Annotated in this window: 21 protein-coding genes; 13 read left to right on the top strand and 8 right to left on the bottom strand. The window is 70.0% G+C overall.

Annotated elements, in window-relative coordinates:
• Positions 1–51 precede the first annotated feature (51 nt).
• A complete protein-coding gene (locus B0I32_RS26215; protein WP_106244230.1) occupies positions 52–804 on the bottom strand; it encodes a class I SAM-dependent methyltransferase in 753 nt (250 codons plus the stop codon).
• A 75-nt stretch (positions 805–879) separates the two neighbouring features.
• Here B0I32_RS26215 and B0I32_RS26220 point away from each other — a divergent pair, with 75 nt between their 5' ends.
• On the top strand, positions 880–1449 hold the full coding sequence (locus tag B0I32_RS26220) for a CGNR zinc finger domain-containing protein (RefSeq protein WP_106244232.1): 570 nt from the start codon (positions 880–882) through the stop codon (positions 1447–1449).
• Positions 1450–1451: 2 nt separating this feature from the next.
• On the opposite strand, the gene B0I32_RS26225 is transcribed toward B0I32_RS26220, so the two are convergent.
• From B0I32_RS26225 to B0I32_RS26235, 3 genes are all read right to left on the bottom strand, one after another.
• The gene (locus B0I32_RS26225; RefSeq protein ID WP_106244234.1) at positions 1452–2396 is read right to left on the bottom strand and encodes a D-2-hydroxyacid dehydrogenase family protein; all 945 of its coding nucleotides are present in this window, start codon (positions 2394–2396) and stop codon (positions 1452–1454) included.
• A 219-nt stretch (positions 2397–2615) separates the two neighbouring features.
• Positions 2616–2981 carry a ClpX C4-type zinc finger protein gene (locus tag B0I32_RS61725; protein ID WP_106244237.1) on the bottom strand — a complete coding sequence of 122 codons (366 nt, stop codon included), beginning with the start codon at positions 2979–2981 and terminating at the stop codon, positions 2616–2618.
• A gap of 18 nt (positions 2982–2999) precedes the next feature.
• Complete coding sequence (locus B0I32_RS26235) at positions 3000–3302, bottom strand: hypothetical protein (protein WP_106244240.1); 303 nt, start codon at positions 3300–3302, stop codon at positions 3000–3002.
• Between the two features lie 382 nt (positions 3303–3684).
• On the opposite strand from B0I32_RS26235, the gene B0I32_RS26240 reads away from it, so the two are divergent.
• The 8 genes from B0I32_RS26240 (at position 3685) to B0I32_RS26275 (ending at position 11020) form a co-directional block, all read left to right on the top strand.
• A complete protein-coding gene (locus B0I32_RS26240) occupies positions 3685–5499 on the top strand; it encodes a glycosyltransferase family 2 protein (RefSeq protein WP_181307791.1) in 1815 nt (604 codons plus the stop codon).
• A gap of 88 nt (positions 5500–5587) precedes the next feature.
• Positions 5588–6589, top strand: coding sequence for an energy-coupling factor ABC transporter permease (locus tag B0I32_RS26245; protein ID WP_106244244.1), 1002 nt, complete (start codon positions 5588–5590; stop codon positions 6587–6589).
• A 3-nt stretch (positions 6590–6592) separates the two neighbouring features.
• A complete protein-coding gene (gene cbiQ / locus B0I32_RS26250) occupies positions 6593–7348 on the top strand; it encodes a cobalt ECF transporter T component CbiQ (protein WP_106244247.1) in 756 nt (251 codons plus the stop codon).
• Entirely contained in the window at positions 7342–8079 is a 738-nt protein-coding gene (locus tag B0I32_RS26255) for an energy-coupling factor ABC transporter ATP-binding protein (protein ID WP_425438111.1), read from the top strand. The genes cbiQ and B0I32_RS26255 overlap by 7 nt, the downstream gene beginning before the upstream one ends.
• 208 nt (positions 8080–8287) lie before the next feature.
• Positions 8288–8626 carry an STAS domain-containing protein gene (locus tag B0I32_RS26260; RefSeq protein ID WP_101785558.1) on the top strand — a complete coding sequence of 113 codons (339 nt, stop codon included), beginning with the start codon at positions 8288–8290 and terminating at the stop codon, positions 8624–8626.
• 47 nt (positions 8627–8673) lie between these two features.
• Complete coding sequence (locus tag B0I32_RS26265; RefSeq protein WP_106244252.1) at positions 8674–9447, top strand: SDR family NAD(P)-dependent oxidoreductase; 774 nt, start codon at positions 8674–8676, stop codon at positions 9445–9447.
• A 6-nt stretch (positions 9448–9453) separates the two neighbouring features.
• A complete protein-coding gene (locus tag B0I32_RS26270; RefSeq protein ID WP_425438112.1) occupies positions 9454–10245 on the top strand; it encodes a crotonase/enoyl-CoA hydratase family protein in 792 nt (263 codons plus the stop codon).
• A gap of 136 nt (positions 10246–10381) precedes the next feature.
• Positions 10382–11020, top strand: a complete 639-nt coding sequence (locus B0I32_RS26275; protein ID WP_106244257.1) for a rhomboid family intramembrane serine protease — start codon at positions 10382–10384, stop codon at positions 11018–11020.
• Positions 11021–11024: 4 nt separating this feature from the next.
• On the opposite strand, the gene B0I32_RS26280 is transcribed toward B0I32_RS26275, so the two are convergent.
• From B0I32_RS26280 to B0I32_RS26290, 3 genes are all read right to left on the bottom strand, one after another.
• Complete coding sequence (locus B0I32_RS26280; protein WP_245956027.1) at positions 11025–11600, bottom strand: TIGR00645 family protein; 576 nt, start codon at positions 11598–11600, stop codon at positions 11025–11027.
• A 93-nt stretch (positions 11601–11693) separates the two neighbouring features.
• Positions 11694–12803 (bottom strand): phosphoserine transaminase, encoded by a 1110-nt coding sequence (serC, locus tag B0I32_RS26285; protein ID WP_106244259.1) that lies wholly within the window; start codon positions 12801–12803, stop codon positions 11694–11696.
• Positions 12804–12964: 161 nt separating this feature from the next.
• On the bottom strand, positions 12965–14071 hold the full coding sequence (locus B0I32_RS26290) for a citrate synthase 2 (RefSeq protein WP_106244261.1): 1107 nt from the start codon (positions 14069–14071) through the stop codon (positions 12965–12967).
• Between the two features lie 179 nt (positions 14072–14250).
• Here B0I32_RS26290 and pdxH point away from each other — a divergent pair, with 179 nt between their 5' ends.
• Complete coding sequence (gene pdxH, locus B0I32_RS26295; protein WP_245956028.1) at positions 14251–14904, top strand: pyridoxamine 5'-phosphate oxidase; 654 nt, start codon at positions 14251–14253, stop codon at positions 14902–14904.
• Between the two features lie 10 nt (positions 14905–14914).
• Positions 14915–16150: an MFS transporter gene (locus B0I32_RS26300; protein ID WP_245956029.1), complete on the top strand. Its 1236-nt coding sequence runs from the start codon at positions 14915–14917 to the stop codon at positions 16148–16150.
• 47 nt (positions 16151–16197) lie between these two features.
• Here the strand turns inward: B0I32_RS26300 and B0I32_RS26305 are convergent, their stop codons facing one another.
• Positions 16198–16812 carry a UdgX family uracil-DNA binding protein gene (locus B0I32_RS26305; protein ID WP_106244271.1) on the bottom strand — a complete coding sequence of 205 codons (615 nt, stop codon included), beginning with the start codon at positions 16810–16812 and terminating at the stop codon, positions 16198–16200.
• Positions 16813–16912: 100 nt separating this feature from the next.
• Between B0I32_RS26305 and B0I32_RS26310 the strand changes: the two genes are divergently transcribed.
• Together B0I32_RS26310 and B0I32_RS26315 are read left to right on the top strand one after the other, a co-directional pair.
• On the top strand, positions 16913–17617 hold the full coding sequence (locus B0I32_RS26310) for an iron-dependent transcriptional repressor DtxR (RefSeq protein ID WP_106244274.1): 705 nt from the start codon (positions 16913–16915) through the stop codon (positions 17615–17617).
• A 126-nt stretch (positions 17618–17743) separates the two neighbouring features.
• On the top strand, positions 17744–19966 hold the full coding sequence (locus B0I32_RS26315) for an ATP-binding SpoIIE family protein phosphatase (protein WP_106244276.1): 2223 nt from the start codon (positions 17744–17746) through the stop codon (positions 19964–19966).
• The last annotated feature ends 1 nt before the right edge of the window (position 19967 follow it).

The raw sequence follows: 19967 nt of genomic DNA on the forward strand, positions 1-19967 counted from the left end.
CTCATTGTGACGCGCGCGTCCGAAGACGTGAAGGGCCGAAACGCCGAGGTGTCAGCGGACGCCGCAGAGCAGCCGGTTGTTGCCCCGCTGCCACAGCGTGCCGACCTCCGCGAACCCGGCCTCCCGCAGCGCCCGCACGTGGTGCGACAGCAGGTGGGACTCCGAGGAGTGGTGGTCGCCCCCGGCCGTCGAGCGTTCCCGGTTGAGATCGGCGAAGGCTGGGTCGGCCTCGATCGCGTCCCACCAGGCCCGCCAGCCCTCCGGCCGCTCGGCGCCGAACAGCCGCTCGGTCTGGCGCTCGTGCACCGCGTACTCCAGCCGCGACAGGGCGGGCGTGACCTCCTCGGTGTCCATGTGGTCGCCGTTGAGCAGTAGGCCGCCGGGCCGCAGCACCGTCGCGACTTCGGCGTACACGGCCTTGATGTCCTGCTCGGAGATCCAGTGCAGCGCCGTCGTGCTGACCGCCGCGTCCACCGGCCGCTCCAGCCCCAGCGCCTGCGTCCACCCGCCGGTACGCAGGTCCGCCGAGACGAACCTGAGGTACGGGTACGCGGCCCGCCCGAGCCCGAGCAGCAGCGGGTCGGCGTCCACGCAGACGACCTCGGCCTCCGGCAGCCGCTCGACCAGCCGGGCCGACAGCGAGCCGGGGCCGCAGCCCAGGTCGATCACCAGCGGGTCGGGTCGGCCGAGCGCCTCCACGGCGTCGATCAGCGCGGTGAAACGCTCCTCGCGGTCGGGCAGGTAGCCCTCCTGCTGGCGGTCCCAGCGCGCCATCCACGCGGTCGCGGCATCATGAGTGAGCACGAGAACGTCTCCTTGTAACTGTCGTCTAAGATTTGGACAGTTACAACGCTACGACACGAAGGTGTAACCGGTCAATTGGACTACAACAGTCACACCGACGCGGTGGTCAGGGTGGCGGTGGCCCTCGTCAACGCACTGACCCCGGGCGAGCGGCGGGGGCGGCCCTTCGCCCGACCGGCCGACGCCGGCGCCGCGGCCACCGCGGGCCTGCGTACCGTCTATCCCGCCTACCGCGACCTCGGCGACGAGGACGGCGACGCGCTGGCCGCGGTCGCCGCCCGGCTGCGCGCCGTCTTCACCGCGGTCGCCGCCGACGACGTCGACAGCGCGGCGCGGCAGGTGAACGCGCTGCTGGAGGAGTTCCACGCCAGGCCGATGCTCGAACGGCACGACGGCGAGCCGTGGCACCTGCACTTCCACGGCAAGGACACCACGACGGCCGGCGAGTGGGCGGCCAGTTGCGCCACCGGCCTGGCGATCGTGCTGGGCAGCGAGTTCGGCGACCGGCTCGGCGTCTGCACCGCGCCGCACTGCGACCGCGTCTACGTGGACGTCTCACGCAACGGCACCCGCCGCTTCTGCTCCACCGCCTGCCAGAATCGGGTCAAGACGGCCGCGTTCCGGGCGAGAACCAAGACCGGCTGAGGTCAGGTGAGCAGCCGGATCGGGGCGCCGGCGACGAAGGCGTCGATGTCCTCGACGGCCTCGCGGAAGTACGTCGCGTAGTTCGCCTCCGTCACGTATCCCAGATGCGGCGTGGCCAGCACGTTCGGCAGCCGGCGGAACTCGTGCCCGTCCGGCAGCGGCTCCACCTCGAACACGTCCAGCCCCGCCCCGGCGATCCGCCCCTCACGCAGCGCGGACGCGAGCGCGTCCTGATCGACGATCGCCGCCCGCGAGGTGTTGACCAGGTAGGCGGTCGGCTTCATCAGCCCCAGCTCCCGGTCCCCGAGCAGCCCCCGCGTCCGGTCGCCGAGCACGAGGTGGATGGAGACGACGTCGGCGGCGGACAGCACCGCGTCGAGGTCGGGGGCCAGGCGCGCGCCGGCCGACTCGGCCCGTTCCTTCGTCAGGTTCCGGCTCCAGGCCACGACGTCCATGCCGAACGCCCGCCCGACCGCCGCCACGCGGGACCCGATCCGGCCCAGGCCGAGCAGCCCGAGCGTGCGCCCGTGCAGGTCGAGGCCGAGGGTGCTCTGCCACGGGCCACCGGAGCGCAGGGCGCCGGCCTCGGTCAGCAGGTGGCGGGTCAGGCCGTGGATCAGCGCCCAGGTCAGCTCGACCGTCGGTGTCGCGCTGCCGCTCGTGCCGCAGACCGTGACGCCGTGCTCGCGCGCGGCCGGCAGGTCGATGGAGGCGTTGCGCATGCCGGAGGTGATGAGCAGGCGCAGGTTGGGCAGCCGGGCGAACAGTCCGGCGGTGAACGGCGTGCGCTCGCGCATGATGACCACGATCTCGCAGTCGTGGACGGCCGCCACCAGCTCGTCCTCGCTGGTAAAGTGCTCGCGCAGGCTCCTGATCCGCACCCGGGACCAGTCGGCGAGTCCGAGGGCCACATCCTGGTAGTCGTCCAGCACGGCGCAGCGCAGCATGACCCGCAATCTACCGGCCGGCCCCCTGCTCCAGCTCCCCGGGTGCGCCCGGGGAGCTGGAGCCCGTTCAGTCGGCGGCCAGCCGTTCCGCCTCCTCGTGCAGCGCCAGGATCAGGACGAGCTCCAGATGGAGCCGGTCGAGCTCGGGCGCCGCGAGACCTTCCAGGACACGCATGTGGGGCCTCCCTGAAGAGGAGACGCCTCACGCGTCACAAAGGTTCACGCCTCGCTCCTGAATCGCTCCCACGCCGACTGCCGCGTCATGTTCAGGGACGATCCGATGCGCTCCCAGCTGACGTCACGGGTGCGGAGGTGCGCCACCCAGTCGCGCAGATTGTCGTCCACCTGCGCCTGAACCGTGGCGATTTTCGGGAGGTGTTCGAGGATTTGGTCGTCTGTCATGCTTTCCCACGCGGGAAGGCGAGGCTCGGTCGATTCGGCGAGCCGTTCCTGTTCGAGAATGTCGTTGCACAGACCGACGCACTGGTCGCAGATATGCACACCAGGCCCGGCGATGAGTTTGCTCACATCCCCACTGTTCTTGTGACAGAACGAGCAGTGGAGGTTGTCCTTCCAGTCAGGCATGGCCTGACACTAGACCCGTCAGGCCACTCCTGACAAGCCTGAGATCCGGCCGTGGTTCAGCTGGCCCTCGATGATCTCCTGCCGCTCCTCGGTGATCCGCTGCAAGATGCGCATGTACGCGTCCAGGATCTGGGCGTACTTCGCCCGCGCCAGCTCCAGCTGCTCCCGCAGCAGGACGACGCGTTCGAGATCGCCGTCGTCTATGGCCTCCTCCAGCAGGGCACGAGCCTCGTCCACGATCTCTTCCGACCGGGCTCTCGTACGGCGCAGCAGTGCGGCGCACTCGCACAACTCCGTCAGTCGCGCCGACGCGATGATCATCTCAGCGCCTCGCACAGCCGGACCGTCGGCCGTTTCCTCACGGAGATCGGATCCCATTTCACGCCACCTCCTGGTCAAGGTTGCCTAACTGTAGACGCGCAACCCGGCCTCGCGGATCACCGGCGGCTCGCGGTAGAAACTGAACTCTCCCAGCGGTGTTGTTTCTTCTCCCAGGTAGAAAATCCTCACCCCTGAAACTCGTTCGGTGTGGCAAGTATCAACTATTCGACGGCCGTTCACTCCTCTTATCTGCAGAATGCCGTGTTTTGCCGGTGTTACTAAAAGCCGCCGGAGGAAGACATCCGATCTGCCCGCACGGCCTCCGCGTTGGTCACATACTGAAACGGACCGACAGCGCAACGTGACTCTGGAGTGGTGGGCGATGGCGGCGACAGGGAGCGAGGGCGACGCGGTGGACGTCAGTGTCGTCATCCCCGTACACAACTGCCGGGCCTATCTCGACCGGTGTCTCACGTCCGCGCTCGTCCAGCGGGTGCGCAAGGAGATCGTCGTCGTCGACGACGGCTCCACCGACGGCAGCGGCGAGCTGCTCGACCTCTACGCCGCCTATCACCCCGAGAGCGTCAAGGTGATCCACATCGAGGCCAGCGGCGGCGCCGGGCGGCCGCGCAACGTCGGGATCGAGCACGCGACCGGCCGCTACGTCTTCTTCTGCGACGCCGACGACCACCTCGGCCCCGAGGCGCTGGAGCGGATGGTCGCCGCCGCCGACGGCAACGGCACCGACATCGTGCTGGGCAAGATCGTGGGCCACGGCAGGCGGGCGCCGGCGTCGATGTTCCAGCAGGGCGCGGACCGGGTGGGGCTCGGCGACAGCAACGTCTACAACAGCCTGAGCTGCTTCAAACTGTTCCGGCGCGAGCTGCTCGAACGCCACCGCATCAGGTTCGGCGAGGGCATGCTGGTCGGGGAGGACCTGCTGTTCACCGCGCACGCCTACTGCCACGCCGAGGCGGTCTCCGTGGTGGCCGACTACGACTGCTACCACCTCGTGTCCAGGCCCGACGGCAGCAGCATCATGCAGCAGTCCGGCAGCAGGGACCCGCTGGCCTGGCTGGCCATGATCAGGGGCCCGATCGAGGTGATGGCCCGGCACGTCGAGCCGGGCCCGCTGCGCGACCACCTGCTCCGCAGGCACTTCAGGCTCGACGTGTTCACCCAGCTCGGGACCGTGTTCCTGGAGAGCGACGACGTACGGCGCAAGGACATCGCGCGCGAGGTCGCGGCACTGTGCGACGAGTGGTACACCCCCGGCGTGCACGAGCGGCTCAACACCATCGACCGGCAGCGCGCGGGCGCGCTCGACGACATCGACCGCCTGGTGCGCCTGGCCAGGATCGAGAGCGCCACCGTGCGCAGGAAGCTGACCGGGCTGCGCTGGGAGGGCGACCGCCTGGTGGTGACGGGCGCGGCCAGGCTCGACGGCATCACCAGGGACGACGGCCTGTCCGTGGTGCTGCGCGCCCGCCACGACCCGGCGATCGAGCTGGTGCTGCCGGCCGAGCGCAAGGGCGGCGAGTTCACCGCGCGGGTGGACGTGGCCGCGCTCGGGTCCGGCATCTGGGACCTGCGGGTGGCGGTGGAGATCGAGGGCGTGATCAGGCTCGGCCGGCTCGGCGCCGACCGGGACAGCGACATCGCCCGCCCGCGGCCCCGCCTGATCGGCGGCGTGGTGGCCGTGCCCTACTTCACCAGGGACAACGGCAACCTGAGCATCGACATGGGCGGGCACGCGGTCGCGGTGCCGGGCCTGGCCAGGCTGATCAGGGCCCGGTGGGCGCTGGGGCACCGGCTGGTGGTGGACGGCGAGATCACCGTGGTCGGCACCGCGCCGGCCGCCTCGGCGATCAGGCGGATCGTCTGGCGCGAGCGGCGTACCGGCTGTGAGCGCACCGATCCCGTGGTCGCCCTGCCCGGAGGCGGCTTCGCGGCCAGGCCCGCCGTGGGCCGGCTCGCCCCCGGCACCTGGGACGCCTATCTCGAACTCGACCTGGGCGGGCCGCCCGCGCGCTTCCGGATCGAGACCGACGCCGAGACGGTCGCCGCGCCGCGCCGGTGGTGGGGCGCGCCGCTGCTCAGGAGCGTGCGGCCGTACGCGACGGCGGGCAAGGGGCGCTTCAGCGCCGTGGTGCGGCGGCTCACGGCCGAGACACTGATCAGAAGAATCCTCAAGTAATTGCCATCTATGTGCAGGTGCAAGGCGATGTCGTAAAGTAGGACCGTTTGTCCGTCCACTTTGGATCTGTCCTCTTCAGGAGGGTGCCGTGCACGTTCCCGATGGCTTCTTCAACGCAGCGACGTCCGTGTCGGCCGGGGTCGTGGCGGCGGCCGGGGTCGCGGTGTGCCTGCGCGGCGCGCGACGCGAGCTCGACGACAGGACCGCGCCCATGGCCGGCCTGGTCGCCGCGTTCATCTTCGCCGTGCAGATGCTCAACTTCCCCGTCGCCGCCGGCACCAGCGGCCACCTCCTCGGAGGCGCGCTGGCCGCGATACTCGTGGGGCCGTACACAGGAGTGTTGTGCATGGCCGTGGTCCTGCTGGTGCAGGGCGTGTTCTTCGCCGACGGCGGGCTGACCGCGCTGGGCGTCAACATCACCATCATGGGCATCGTCACCGTGCTCGTCGGCTGGGGCGTCTTCCGGCTGGTCACCGGGCTGGCCAGGGGGAAGGTCGTGATCGCGGCGTTCCTGGCCGCGCTGATCTCGGTGCCGGCCTCCGCCCTCGTCTTCACGCTGCTGTTCTGGATCGGCGGCACCGCGCCGATCGAAATCGGCGCGGTCGCCGCCGCGATGGGCGGCGTGCACCTGCTGATCGGCCTCGGCGAGGCGCTCATCACCGCCGCGACCGTCGGCGCCGTGCTGGCCGTGCGGCCCGACCTCGTGTACGGCGCCCGCGGCCTGGCCAGGCCCCTGGTCCTGCGTGGCGCCGAGGGCGAGAGCACGACCGTGGGCGAGCCCGAGCCGGTCGCCGCGACCCGGTCGCTCAAGCCGTTCCTGCTCGGCGGCGTCGGCGTGACGCTGGTGCTGGCCGGGCTGGTGTCCTTCTTCGCCTCCTCCTCGCCCGACGGGCTGGAGGCGGTGGCCGAGAACGAGGGCTTCATCGAGCGGTCGAGCGACCACCTGTTCGGCGGCTGGGCGCTGGCCGACTACGGTGACGTGGGCGGGATCCCCGTCGGCGTGGCCGGCATCATCGGCGTCGGCCTCGTGCTGCTCATCGCCGGTGCCGTGGCCTACGCCGCGCGGAGACGTAACGAGATCAAGGTGTGACACGTGGGCGCGGGGCATCGTCATCAGCTCTACCTGCCGGGCGACTCGGTCGTGCACCGGCTGCCGCCGCAGTGCAAGCTGCTCGCGGTCTTCGCCTTCGCCCTGGTGGTGGTGGCCACGCCGCGGGAGCGGTTCTGGGCCTTCGCGGTCTACGCCCTCCTGCTCGCGGGCGTCGTGATGATGGCCAGGGTGCCGCTGCCGTACGTGCTGCGGCGGATGGTGATCGAGGTGCCCTTCGTGCTGTTCGCCTTCTTCATCCCGGTCATCGGGCTGGGGGAGCGGACCACGGTGCTGGGCCTCTCGCTGAGCGTGCCCGGCCTCTGGGCGGCCTGGAACATCCTGGCCAAGGCCACACTGGGCGTGGTCGCCTCCATCCTGCTGGCGGCCACCACGGAGCCGCGGACGATCCTGCTGGGGGCGCAGCGGCTGCGGCTGCCCGGTCTGCTGGTGCAGATCGCCATGTTCATGCTCAGGTACATGGACGTGATCCTCGACGAGATGCGGCGGATGCGGGTGGCCAGGGAGTCGCGCGGGTTCGTGGCGCGCGACCTGCGGCACGTCCCGGTGATCGCCAGGTCCGCCGGGGCGCTGTTCATCCGTTCGTACGAGCGGGGCGAGCGGGTGCACCTGGCGATGCTGAGCCGCGGCTACGACGGTCAGATGCCGATAATTCATGACATGTCGGCGTCTGTTCGCCAATGGGGGACCGCGCTCGCCCTGCCCGCCGTCGCCCTGGCAACATGGGGACTGACGTGGTGAACTCTCTCGAAGTGCGGCAACTGGCCTACGCCTACCCCGACGGCACGCAGGCGCTGTTCGGCGTGGACCTGTCGATCGCACGCGGCGAGCGGGTGGCCCTGCTCGGCCCCAACGGCGCCGGCAAGACCACGCTCGTCATGCACCTCAACGGCATTCTCACCGCCGGGCACGGCAGTGTCTCCGTGGCGGGCACCCCGGTGCGCAAGGACACGCTGAAGGAGATCAGGCAGCGCGTCGGCCTGGTCTTCCAGGACCCCGACGACCAGCTCTTCATGCCCACCGTGCGCGACGACGTGGCCTTCGGCCCGGCCAACGCGGGCCTGCGCGGCGCGGAGCTCGACCGGGTGGTCGAGGACGCGCTGGAGCGGGTGGGCATGCTGGCGGCCGCTGACCGGCCGCCGCACCACCTGTCCTTCGGCCAGCGCCGCCGGGTCGCGGTGGCCACGGTGCTGGCCATGGCGCCCGAGATCCTGGTGCTGGACGAGCCGTCGTCCAACCTCGACCCGGCCGCGCGCAGGGAACTGGCCGAGATCCTGCGCTCCCTGGACGTGACGGTGCTCATGGTGACGCACGATCTGCCGTACGCGCTGGAGTTGTGCGAGCGCTCGCTCATCCTGTCCGGCGGCGTGATCGCGGCCGACGGGCCCACGCGCGAGCTGCTGGCCGACTCGGAGCTGCTGGCCGAGCATCGCCTGGAGCTCCCGTACGGGTTCGCGATCCCCGCGGTGTGAGCCCAGTTTGGGCTCCAGCCTGCGGGATCGTGCGTTCCAGGTTGCCGCAAGCCTCCGAGATGGGTAGAAACTCGGGAGCATGGCGCTTGACGGGGCTTTTGGTGCGCGTTTAGGCCCGCCTTGTCCTCCTGCATCCGACTTTTCGTAGTTTGTGCATGCCCGCTATCCGGGGATGTCGAAGTACAGTGGCTCATCGAGGAGGGGCCCAATGAAGCTGCGGCTTGCGCGACACGCCCTGGGCGACGCCGTGGTGGTGGCCGTCGAGGGAGAGCTTGACCTGTTCACCGCACCGTTCCTGCGCGACGAGGTGCGTGACGCCATCAAACAGGACAGCGCGCGGCTCGTGCTCGATCTGCAGCAACTGTCGTTCATGGACTCCAGCGGCCTGTCCGTGCTGATCGAGGCCTGGCGCCTGGCCACCGGCGAGGGCGGCGGCGTGTCCCTGGCGGCGCCGCAGGCGCCCGTGGCGCGCATCCTGCGCACGACCGGGCTGGACCGCCGGATCAAGGTGTATTCCGACGTCGACAGCGCCGTGGGTGAGATTTAACCGCCCCCGAGTAGAACTTCATTCGGTAGGCGGCTAGGGTCCGGGATATGGACGTGAACGGATCTGCAGCAATCATCTCGGGCGGCGCCAGCGGCCTGGGCGAGGCCACGGCCCGCGAGCTCGCCCGCGCCGGGGCCACGGTGGTCGTCGCCGACCTCAACGAGGAGCGCGGCAAGGCGGTCGCCGACGAGCTCGGCGGCGTCTTCGCCAGGACTGACGTCTCCGACGACGAGCAGGTACAGGCGGCCGTCGACGCCGCCGTGGCCACCGGCAAGCCGCTGCGGGTGGTCGTCAACAGCGCCGGCATCGGCTGGGCGGAGCGCACGGTCAACCGTGACGGCAACCCGCACAACCCGGCCTCCTACCGCAAGGTCATCGAGGTCAATTTGATCGGCACGTTCAACCTCATGCGCCTGGCCGCGGCCGCCATCGCCAAGACCGAGCCCGCCGACGCCGACGGGCAGCGCGGCGTGGTGATCAACACGGCCTCCGTGGCGGCCCTCGAGGGGCAGACCGGGCAGCTGGCGTACTCGGCCTCCAAGGGCGGCATCGTGGGCATGACGGTGCCCGCGGCGCGCGACCTGGCCGCGATCGGCGTCCGGGTCAACACGATCTGCCCCGGCATCATCGACACCCCCATCTACGGCTTCTCGGCCAACGCCGACGAGTTCAAGGCCAAGCTGGTGGCGCCGGTGGTCTTCCCCAAGCGCATGGGACGGGCCGACGAGTTCGCCCACCTCGTCAGGTCGCTGGTCGAGAACGACTACATGAACGCCGAAGTCGTCCGCTTCGACGGCGGCATCCGCTTCCAGCCCAAGTGAGGTCTCGTGTCTGACGAAGTGCTCGTCGAGGAGTCCGGCGAAGGATCGGGCGCCGAAGGATCGGGCAAGGTCGCGATCCTCACCATCAACCGCCCCAAGTCCCGCAACGCCGTCAACGGGGCCGTGGCCAGGGGCATCGCCGACGCGCTCGACACGCTGGACGCGCGTCCCGACATCTCCGCGTACGTGCTGACCGGAGCCGGCGGCACCTTCTCCGCCGGCATGGACCTCAAGGGGTTCCTGTCGGGAGACTTCCCGGTCGTCGAGGGCCGCGGGTTCGGCGGGCTCACCGAGTCGCCGCCGAAGAAGCCGCTGGTGGCCGCGGTCGAGGGGTACGCGCTGGCGGGCGGGTTCGAGCTGGCGCTGGCCTGCGACGTCATCGTGGCCTCGTCGGAGGCCAAGTTCGGGCTGCCCGAGCCCAAGCGCGGGCTGGTGGCGGCGGCGGGCGGCATCATGCGGCTGCCGCGGCGGATCCCGTACCACGTGGCCATGGAGATCGCGCTGACCGGCGACCACTACCCGGCCGCCCGCCTGTACGAGCTCGGCCTGGTCAACCGGATCACCGAGCCGGGGGCGGCGCTGGAGGGCGCGCTGGAGCTGGCCCGCAAGATCGCCGCCAACGCGCCGCTGGCCCTCGCCGCGACCAAGCAGGTCGTCATCGAGTCGCAGGACTGGTCGCTCGCGGAGATGTTCGGCAAGCAAGGCGCGATCGTCAATCCGGTCTTCGGCTCGAAGGACGCCATGGAGGGCGCGGCGGCCTTCGCCGAGAAGCGCGCCCCTCAGTGGAAGGGCGAATGACCCCGGTCTGAGCGGTACGTCTTGCCGTCCCCTCCCGTCCGACGCGTCCCGCGGAACGGGAGGGGACTCCTTTAGCGCGCGCATAGCCGTTCCTGGTTACGGTAAAGAGAGGCAGGACGACCAACCGGGAGAGCGCATGAGCGACTATTCGGGCTCCAGATTCGAGTCGGCCAAGCGCGGCGCCGGAGCCCTGTTCTCCGGTGCCCTGAGTTCGCTCATCATCGTCGTCGGCATGCTGGTCGTGATGTGGGCGGTCGAAGGGGTCGACTTCTTCCTCGGCGGCGCGCTCGACCGGCAGTTCGGCATCGTCGGCTGGGAGCCCGACGGCCTGGTCGGCATCATCTTCGCGCCGTTCCTGCACGGCGGCTTCGGCCACCTGATGGCCAACTCGGTGCCGCTGCTGATCCTGGGCTTCCTGGCCGGGCTGCGCGACGTGCGCAAGTTCCTGTGGGCCAGCGTGCTGATCATCTTCATCGGCGGCCTCGGCACGTGGGCGACCAGCCCCGGCGTCTACACGGTCGGGGCCAGCGGGCTCGTCTTCGGCTACTTCGGCTACATCCTGGCCCGCGGCCTGTTCGACCGGAGCCTGCTCGACGTCGCGATCGGCATCGGCGTCGGCATCGCCTACTGGGGGATCCTGGCGGGCCTGCTGCCGAACCAGCAGGGCATCTCCTGGCAGGGACACCTGTTCGGCCTCATCGGCGGCGTGGTGGCCGCCTGGGTGCTGCGCCGCAGGCGGGCGCTCCCGCCCGCCAGGACCTCCTACCCGTACTGACCTCTCAGAGGTGCGGCTTCGTGTGCTCGGCGGGTGAGCCGGCCAGCAGCCGGTCGATGTAGGCCAGGCCGACCGCCGACGCCACGAACGCCAGATGCATGATCGTCTGCCACATCATCTTGTCGTTGGGCGTCGACTGCGCCCTGATGAACGTCTGCAGCAGATGCACCGACGAGATGCCGATGATGGCCGTGGCCAGCTTGACCTTCAGCACGTTCGCGTTGACGTGGGAGAGCCACTCGGGCTCGTCGGGGTGGTCGTTGAGGTCGATGCGCGAGACGAACGTCTCGTAGCCGCCGATGATCACCATGATGAGCAGGTTGGAGATCATCACCACGTCGATCAGCGCCAGGACCGTGAGCATGACCACGACCTCGGGCGAGGGCGCGTTCGCCACGGTCACCTCGCCGTGCAGGAACACGGTCTCGACGAGGTGCCACAGCTCCAGGGCGAACTGCCAGACGTAGACGGCCTGGGCCACGATCAGGCCCAGGTAGAGCGGCACCTGGAGCCAGCGGCTGGCGAACATCAGGTAGCCGAGGCTCTTCGGCCGTACGACCCGGCGGGGGGTGACTGACAACAAGGGTTTCCTAGCCGTCGGAGGACAGGTGGCAGCAAAAGCCAGCACCGGCGGATCGCCGGTGCTGGCCGAGATGAGCGGGAACGAGGCCGGCTAGAGGCGCTCGACCACGTGGTCGACGCAGACCGTCAGCGCCTCGATGTCGGCCGGGTCGACGGCCGGGAACATCGCGATGCGCAGCTGGTTGCGGCCCAGCTTGCGGTAGGGCTCGGTGTCGACGATGCCGTTGGCGCGCAGCACCTTGGCCACCGCCGCGGCGTCGACCTCGTCGGAGAAGTCGATCGTGCCGACCACCTGCGAGCGGAACTCGGGCGCGGCGAACGGCGTGGTGTAGGAGGTCTTCTCCGCCCACGTGTAGAGCCGCGAGCTGGAGTCGGCGGTGCGGCCGGTGGTCCAGGCCAGGCCGCCGTTGCCGTTCATCCAGTCGAGCTGGTCGGCCAGCAGGAACAGCGTCGCCACCGCGGGCGTGTTGTAGGTCTGGTCCTTGCCGGAGTTGTCGATCGCGACCGGCAGGCTGAAGAACTCGGGCACGTAGCGGCCGCTCGCGGCGATCTCCTCGACCCTGGCCAGCGCCCGCGGCGACATGATCGCGATCCACAGGCCGCCGTCGGAGGCGAAGCTCTTCTGCGGCGCGAAGTAGTAGACGTCGGTCTCGGCGATGTCGACGGGCAGGCCGCCGGCCCCGGACGTGGCGTCGACCAGCACGAGCGCGTCGTCGCCGGCCACGCGCGTGATCGGCATGGCCACGCCGGTCGAGGTCTCGTTGTGGGTGAGCGCGTAGGCGTCCACGCCGTCCTCGGCCACGGCGGCCGGGTGGGTGCCGACCTCGGCCTTGATCACGCTCGGCTCGGCCAGCCAGGGCGCCTTCTTGGTGACGGTGGCGAACTTCGAGGAGAACTCGCCGAACGACAGGTGCTGGGACTTCTCGCGGACCAGCCCGAAGGCGGCGATGTCCCAGAACGCGGTGGTGCCGCCGTTGCCCAGGACCACCTGGTAACCCTCCGGCAGCGAGAACAGGTCGGAAAGGCCCGACCGCACCCGGCCGACGAGGTTCTTGACCGGCTTCTGGCGGTGCGAGGTGCCCATGAGGCTCGCGCCGGACGCGGCGAGCGCGGCCAGTTGCTCGGTGCGAACCTTCGAGGGCCCACAGCCGAACCGGCCGTCCACGGGCTTGATGTCAGCGGGAATAACGATGTCAGCCACGTAACGGAGCCTACCGACCGGCGTGGAATGGCTCGTACGCGGTCCGGATTCTGAGACCTGTCAAGGTCTCCTCAAGGTTGCCGTACCGGGGGAAAACGAAACGGCTACCGCGAGGCCGCGGGGCCGCGCGGTAGCCGTGAGAAGCTCCGGTGAGGGAGGGTTCAGATCTTGCCGGTCACCTCGGCGGCGCCGGGAACGTCGCTGAGCGGACGCGAGGCGGGGCCGATGTAGTTGGCGCTCGGACGGACGAGCCGGCCCGTGAGCTTCTGCTCCAGGATGTGCGCGGCCCAGCCGGCCGTGCGGGCGCAGGTGAACATCGAGGTGAACATGTGGGAGGGAACCTCGGCGAAGTCGAGCACGACGGCCGCCCAGTACTCCACGTTGGTGGCCAGCACGCGGTCGGGCTTGCGGGCGTGCAGCTCCTCCAGCGCGGCCTGCTCCAGCGCCGCGGCGACCTCGTAGCGAGGCGCGTCGAGCTCCTTGGCGGTCCTGCGCAGCACGCGGGCGCGCGGGTCCTCGGCGCGGTAGACGCGGTGGCCGAAGCCCATGAGGCGGTTGCCCTTGTCGAGCTCGCCCTGGACGTACTTCTTGGCGTCGCCGAGCTGCTCGACGCCCTCGATCATGTGCAGGACGCGCGCCGGGGCGCCGCCGTGCAGCGGACCCGACATGGCGCCGACGGCGCCGGACAGCGCGGCGGCCACGTCGGCGCCGGTGGAGGCGATGACGCGGGCGGTGAACGTCGAGGCGTTCATGCCGTGCTCGGCGGCGGAGGTCCAATAGGCGTCGATGGCCTTGACGTGCTTGGGATCAGGCTCACCGCGCCAGCGGATCATGAAACGTTCGACGATCGTGTCGGCCTCGTCGACCCGGCTCTGCGGAACCATGGGCAGGCCGAGGCCGCGCGCGGACTGCGCGACGAAGGACAGCGCCATGACGGAGGCACGGGCGAGCTGGTCACGCGCCTCCTCGCCGCTGATGTCGTGCAGCGGCTTGAAGCCGTAGGCGGGCGCCAGCATGGCCAGCGCGCTCTGGACGTCGACGCGGATGTCACCGGAATGGACAGGGATGGGGAACGGCTCCGCCGGGGGCAGGCCCGGCTGGAACGTGTTGTCGACCAGCAGGCCCCAGACCGCCCCGAACGGGACCTGGCCGACCAGCTCTTCGATGTCGACGCCCCGGTATCGAAGGGCGCCCCCTTCTTTGTCCGGTTCCGCGATCTCGGTTTCGAAAGCTACGACGCCTTCGAGCCCGGGTTTGAAGTCGGACATACTCGGCCGCCTCCCCTTCTCTTGCCATGTTTGGGCAATGCCTTGATGTCGAGATACCGGCGGGTCAATTTAACCCCCTCGCAGCTCATGGTCGGTCTCGGGACCCGCCGTAAGCCCAAACCCGCTGGTCGGGAGCGGTGCGTGGGATCTACCACGCGAGCGCGACAGAATACCGTCTCGTGGATGCCACCCCGCGCCCGCCCATGCTGGCGGGGCTTCGCCGTACGTACGAGGGCGAGCCGCTGCTCGAATCCGACCTCGCGGCCGACCCCATCGCGCAGTTCACCGTCTGGTTCCAGGACGCGCTCGACGCCGGCCTGCCCGAACCCAACGCCATGGTCCTGGCCACGGCCTCCGCGGGAGGCCGCCCGAGCGCCAGGACGGTCCTGCTGAAGGGCTGCGACGAACGCGGATTCGTCTTCTACACCAACTACGAGTCGCGCAAGGGCCGCGACCTGACCGAGAACCCGCGCGCGTCGCTGCTGTTCCCGTGGCATCCGCTACGCCGTCAGGTGCGCGTCGAGGGCACCGTGGCGCGGATCTCCCACGAGGAGTCGGCCGAATACTTCGCCTCCCGCCCGTACGGCTCGCGCGTCGGCGCGTGGGCCTCGCGGCAGTCGGCGGTCGTCCGGTCGAGGGAGGAACTGGACGCCCGCTACGAGGAGCTGGCGGCGCGCTGGCCGGAGGATCCGCCGGTGCCCGACTTCTGGGGCGGGTTCCGGGTCACGCCCATGGAACTGGAGTTCTGGCAGGGGCAGCTGGACCGGATGCACGACCGGCTCCGCTACCGGCGGACCCGACCCGGCTGGGTTTTGGAGAGACTCGCCCCTTAATCTCCCTTAAGTGGCAATCGGGGAGCTGGTAAGACGTCATCTGGTGGACACCCGGCCGCTGGGCGTGCCCGCGTACCGGCGGATCTGGATGGGCCAGGCCGTGACGCACGTCGGCGTCGGCGTGACCGTCGTGGCGGTCGGCCAGCAGGTCTTCGAGCTCACCCACTCCTCGTTCTACGTCGGCCTGATCGGCATCGCCAACCTGGTCCCGCTGGTCGTCTTCGGCCTGTGGGGCGGGGCGGTGGCGGACGCCGTGGACCGGCGCAAACTGCTCATCGTCGGCTCGCTGATCGCCTGGACGGCCACGCTGCTCATCCTCGCCCAGGCGGCGCTCGGCCTGGACAACATCTGGGTGATCTTCGGCGCGGTCGCGCTCAACTCCACCGGCTTCGCCATCACGGGCCCGACCAGGGGCGCCATCATCCCGAGGATCCTCGATCCCGAGCTGGTGCCGGCGGCCAACGCGCTCAACTCGCTCGTCTACAGCCTCGGCGCGGTGCTGGGGCCGATGGTCGGGGCGGTGGCGCTGGCCAACGGCAAGTTCGCGGCGGCGTACACGGTGGATGCCCTGCTGTTCACCGCGAGCCTCTACGCGGCCCTCAAACTGCCCCCACTGCCTCCGTTGGGAGAAGTGACGCGTCCGGGTGCCCGGGCTGTCTGGGACGGCCTCAGCTTCATCGTCAGGAGCCCGGTGCTGCTGATGTCGTTCGTGGTGGACATCATCGCGATGGTCTTCGCCATGCCGCGGGCGCTCTTCCCCGAGCTGACCGCCGAGCGCTTCGGCGGCTCGATGATCGCGCTCGGCTGGATGACCTCCGCGATGGCCATCGGCTCCGTCGCCGGCGCGCTGTTCTCCGGCTGGGTCGGCCGGGTGAAGCGGCAGGGGGTTGCCTTGTCCATCGTCATCGCCGTCTGGGGCCTGGCCGTGGCCGCCGCGGGGCTCGCGCACGAGCTGTGGCTGGTGGTGGCGTTCATGGCGATCGGCGGCGTGGCGGACGTCATCTCGTCGGTGTGGCGGCAGTCGATCCTGCAGTTGTACGCGCCGGACGAGATGCGCGGGCGGCTGCAGGGGGCGTTCATGGTGGTCGTGGCGGGTGGTCCGCGCCTGGGTGAGCTGCGCGCCGGAGCCATGGCGACGGGGATCGGGCTCAGCGGGGCATGGGTGGGCGGCGGCATCGCGTGCGCCGTCACCGTGCTGATCGTCGGCCTGTCGGTGACCGGCTTCAGGAACTACCGGGCCCGTTAGACGGCCGCGGCGGTACGGGCCCGGTAGTCCTGACCCCGGCGGTGCGTTCAGACGGCGGCGGCGGCGCGCAGGTCGGCCAGGAAGCCCGCGTACGCCTCGTCCCGGTCCGGGGCCCGCAGCACGGCCGACGGATGCACGGTGGCCACCGCGAGCGCGTCGCCGAGCGGCACCGGCTCACCCCGCTGCCGCGTCACCTTGAACTCCCGCCCCAGCAGCGACCTGGCCGCCGTCGCGCCGAGCACCACGACCACCCCGGGCCGCACCACGGACAGCTCGGCCTCCAGCCACGGCCGGCAGGCGTCGATCTCGGCCGCGGTCGGCTTCTGGTGGATCCGCCGCTTGCCCCGGGGCACGAAGGAGAAGTGTTTGACCGCGTTCGTGAGATAGACGTCGTCACGCGCGATCCCGGCCTCCTCCAGCCCCCGGTCCAGGATCCGGCCCGCCGGCCCCACGAAGGGGCGGCCCTCGCGGTCCTCCCGGTCGCCCGGCTGCTCGCCCACGAGCATGAACCTGGCCCGCCGCGGTCCCTCGCCGAACACGGCCTGCGTGGCGTTCCTGAACAGGTCGCATCCTTCGCACCCGGCCGCCGCACGACGTAGCGTGTCAAGATCGAACCGGTCGGGAAGGAACTCGGCCGCTCCGTTGTTGCCGTCCTTAACCATCGTCGGTCGTTCTCCCCATAGGGTTCCTGTGATTCCTGTGCCCGCAGCGGACGGGCTCAGTCCCCGCCATGACCGGCGTACCATTCAGTTGGGAGGAGCCTTGACCGCACACGGCCTGATCGACACCACGGAGATGTATCTCCGCACCATTTACGAGCTCGAAGAGGAGGGCATCGTCCCCCTCCGCGCCCGGATCGCCGAGCGTCTCCAGCAGAGCGGCCCCACCGTGAGCCAGACCGTCGCCCGGATGGAGCGCGACGGCCTCGTCCGCGTCGAGGGCGACAGGCACCTGTCGATGACCGAGCTCGGCCGCACCCTGGCCACCCGCGTGATGCGCAAGCACCGCCTGGCCGAGTGCCTGCTGACCCAGGTGATCGGCCTTCCCTGGGAAGAGGTGCACATCGAGGCGTGCCGCTGGGAGCACGTCATGTCGGAGTCCGTCGAGTCCCGGCTCGTGACGCTGCTCGACAACCCGACCGTCTGCCCGCACGGCAACCCGATCCCCGGCCTGGCCGAGCTGGGCGCCAGAGAGCCGGCCGACAGCGGCGCCGACACGCTGACCACCATGTGCGACCTCGCGGGAACGCGTGACACACCGGTTGTCGTGCGGCGAATTAGCGAACAAGTGCAAAGCGATCCTGCTGTGATGCTTAAACTCAAGCAAGTTGGGATACAACCCGGACGCGAGGTGACGCTCGCGGCGAGCGACGACGGTGTACGGGTGACAGGTGACGGTGACGCTAACGACACTCCTGCGGATCTTCCGCGCGACATCGCGGCGCACGTTTTTGTCTCCAAGCGCTGACGCGCGCGCTGCTACTTGGTTGAATCCCTCCTGGGAGGCCCTCCACTCTCCCCTGGCCAAGACTGTTGCAGGAGCGCTCGTGGTCCGCTGCTTTGCATACACGCCACCCCGAGGAGTGGTCTCCGGATGAAGCGTTGGGGGGATCTGTCACAAGAAGCGGCTGATCACCTAGCTGCCGGATCCGTGCTCGATCACGCCGAAATGGCGGTGGTCGTGACCGACCGTTTCAGCAATCTCCTCTATTGGAACCCCTTCGCCGAGAAGCTGTTCGGCCGTCAGGGTAAGTCGCCTTCGCGTGACTCGTCCGTCCTGTCCCTCGGGATCATGGAGAAGGACCACCCGCTGGCGATCGAGCTGGCCAAACACGTGCTCAAGGGCGGCGTGTGGGAGGGCACGTTCGACGTCAGGCGCGGCGACGGCACCATCGTCTACGTACGCGCCCAGGCCGTGCCGCTGCGCCACTCCTCCGGCGCGGTGACGGGGATCGTCATCATGGCCCGCGAGGCGCTGCGCAGCAACGAGCGCGAGAAGGACCGCTTCGGGCTGCTCGAACGCATCGGTGAGCGGCTGGCCGGCTCCCTCTACGTCGAGGAGACGCTCAAGCGCGTCACCGAGATGCTCATCCCGCAGTTCGCCGACCACTGCTTCATCGAGCTGATGGAGGGCGACCGGCTCGTCCGCAGGGTCTCCCAGCACGTGCAGGGGTGGGCGCCGCCGTCGGGAACATGGAAGCCGGTGGGGGCGGAGATCCGCTACCCCTCCGGCCACTACGCCGACACCGCGCTGCGCCGCCAGGAGACGATCCTGGTCGAGGACTTCTCCAACAGCCGTTTTCCCGCCCCCCACGAGAACAGCGCCCGCCTGTGCGGCGAGATCGGCATGACCTCCGCCATCGTCGCCCCGCTGCTCGTACGCGGTGAGACCCTCGGGCTGATGTACCTCGGCCTGTCCAACCTCACCGACCGCCGCAGCCCCCACTACGACGCCTTCGACCGCGACTTCGTCGGCGCGATCGCCACCAGGGTCGCGCTCGCCATCGACAACGCGCTGCTGTTCGAGGAGGAGCGGCACACGGCGGAGTCGTTCCAGAAGCACCTGCTGCCCAGGGCGCTGCCGCAGCTCGACGGGCTGCAGATCGCCGTGCGCTACTACCCGGCGGCCCCGCTGGCCTCCCACGGGCAGGGCATCCAGACGCAGGTGGGCGGCGACTGGTACGACGTCATCCCGCTGTCCGCCGGCCGCGTCGGCATCGTGATCGGCGACGTCGAGGGCAGGGGCGCCAAGGCCGCGGCCATCATGGGCCAGTTGCGGGCCGCGCTGCGCGCCTTCGCCCAGGACGACAAGTCCCCGGCCGACATCCTGGCCAGGCTCGACGAGTGGACCCGCATCATCGCCACCCCCGAGCAGGACGACAACGGCGCCGAGGTCAGCATCCCGCCCATCGTGACCTGCCAATACCTGGTCTACGACGCCTGGTCGCGGCAGCTGTCGTTCGCCAACGCCGGTCACGCGCCGCCGCTGCTGCTGGTCGACGGCCAGTGCCGCGAGCTCGACATCGAAGAGGTCGGCCAGCCGCTCGGGGTGCGCGCCAAGGGCCTGCACGCCGACCTCGTCTACAAGGAGGAGACCCGCACACTGCCGCCGGGCGCGGCGCTGCTCCTCTACACCGACGGCCTGGTCGACCGCCGCCCCACCCGCGACGGCCGGATGCCGACCGAGGAGGAGACGCTCGGCGTCCTGTGCGAGAAGCTCGCCAAGATGGCCGACGCCGAGGTCGAACGGATCGCCGACGCCGCCACCGTGGCGGTGCCCGGCGAGATCGACGACGACATGGCCATCCTCGTGGTCCGCTCCAGCGACGTCGATCTCGACGTCGAGTCGCAGACGTTCGCGGCCCAGCCGATCATGGTGAGCGAGGCGCGCCGCATGGCCGCGGAGGCGTTCTCCAGGTGGAACGTACCTGAGGAGAGGGCCGAGCTGGCCTGCCTGCTGGTCTCCGAGGTCGTGACCAACGTGGTGCTGCACGCCGCCACCGCCGGGGTGCCGCGCAGGGAACTGGTCGTGGAGGGGCCGCCGCTGCCGTTCGAGGAATCCTGGGACACTCCGGGCTTCGAGGACGAAGTGGTCGGCGACAAGGAGTTCACGCTGAGACTGCGCAGGGGCGAGGAGTCGGTCTGGGTCGAGGTGTTCGACCAGGACCTGCGCCTGCCCCGCATCCGCAGCGCGGGGGAGAACGACGAAGGCGGGCGCGGGCTTTACCTGGTCGACCAGCTGGCCAGGCGCTGGGGATCGCGTCCCACCAGGGAAGGCAAAGCCGTCTGGTTCGAGATTCCCACGCGCGGCAGGTGAA

The sequence above is a fragment of the Nonomuraea fuscirosea genome, assembly GCF_003001935.1.
GTDB classification, from domain to species: domain Bacteria; phylum Actinomycetota; class Actinomycetes; order Streptosporangiales; family Streptosporangiaceae; genus Nonomuraea; species Nonomuraea fuscirosea.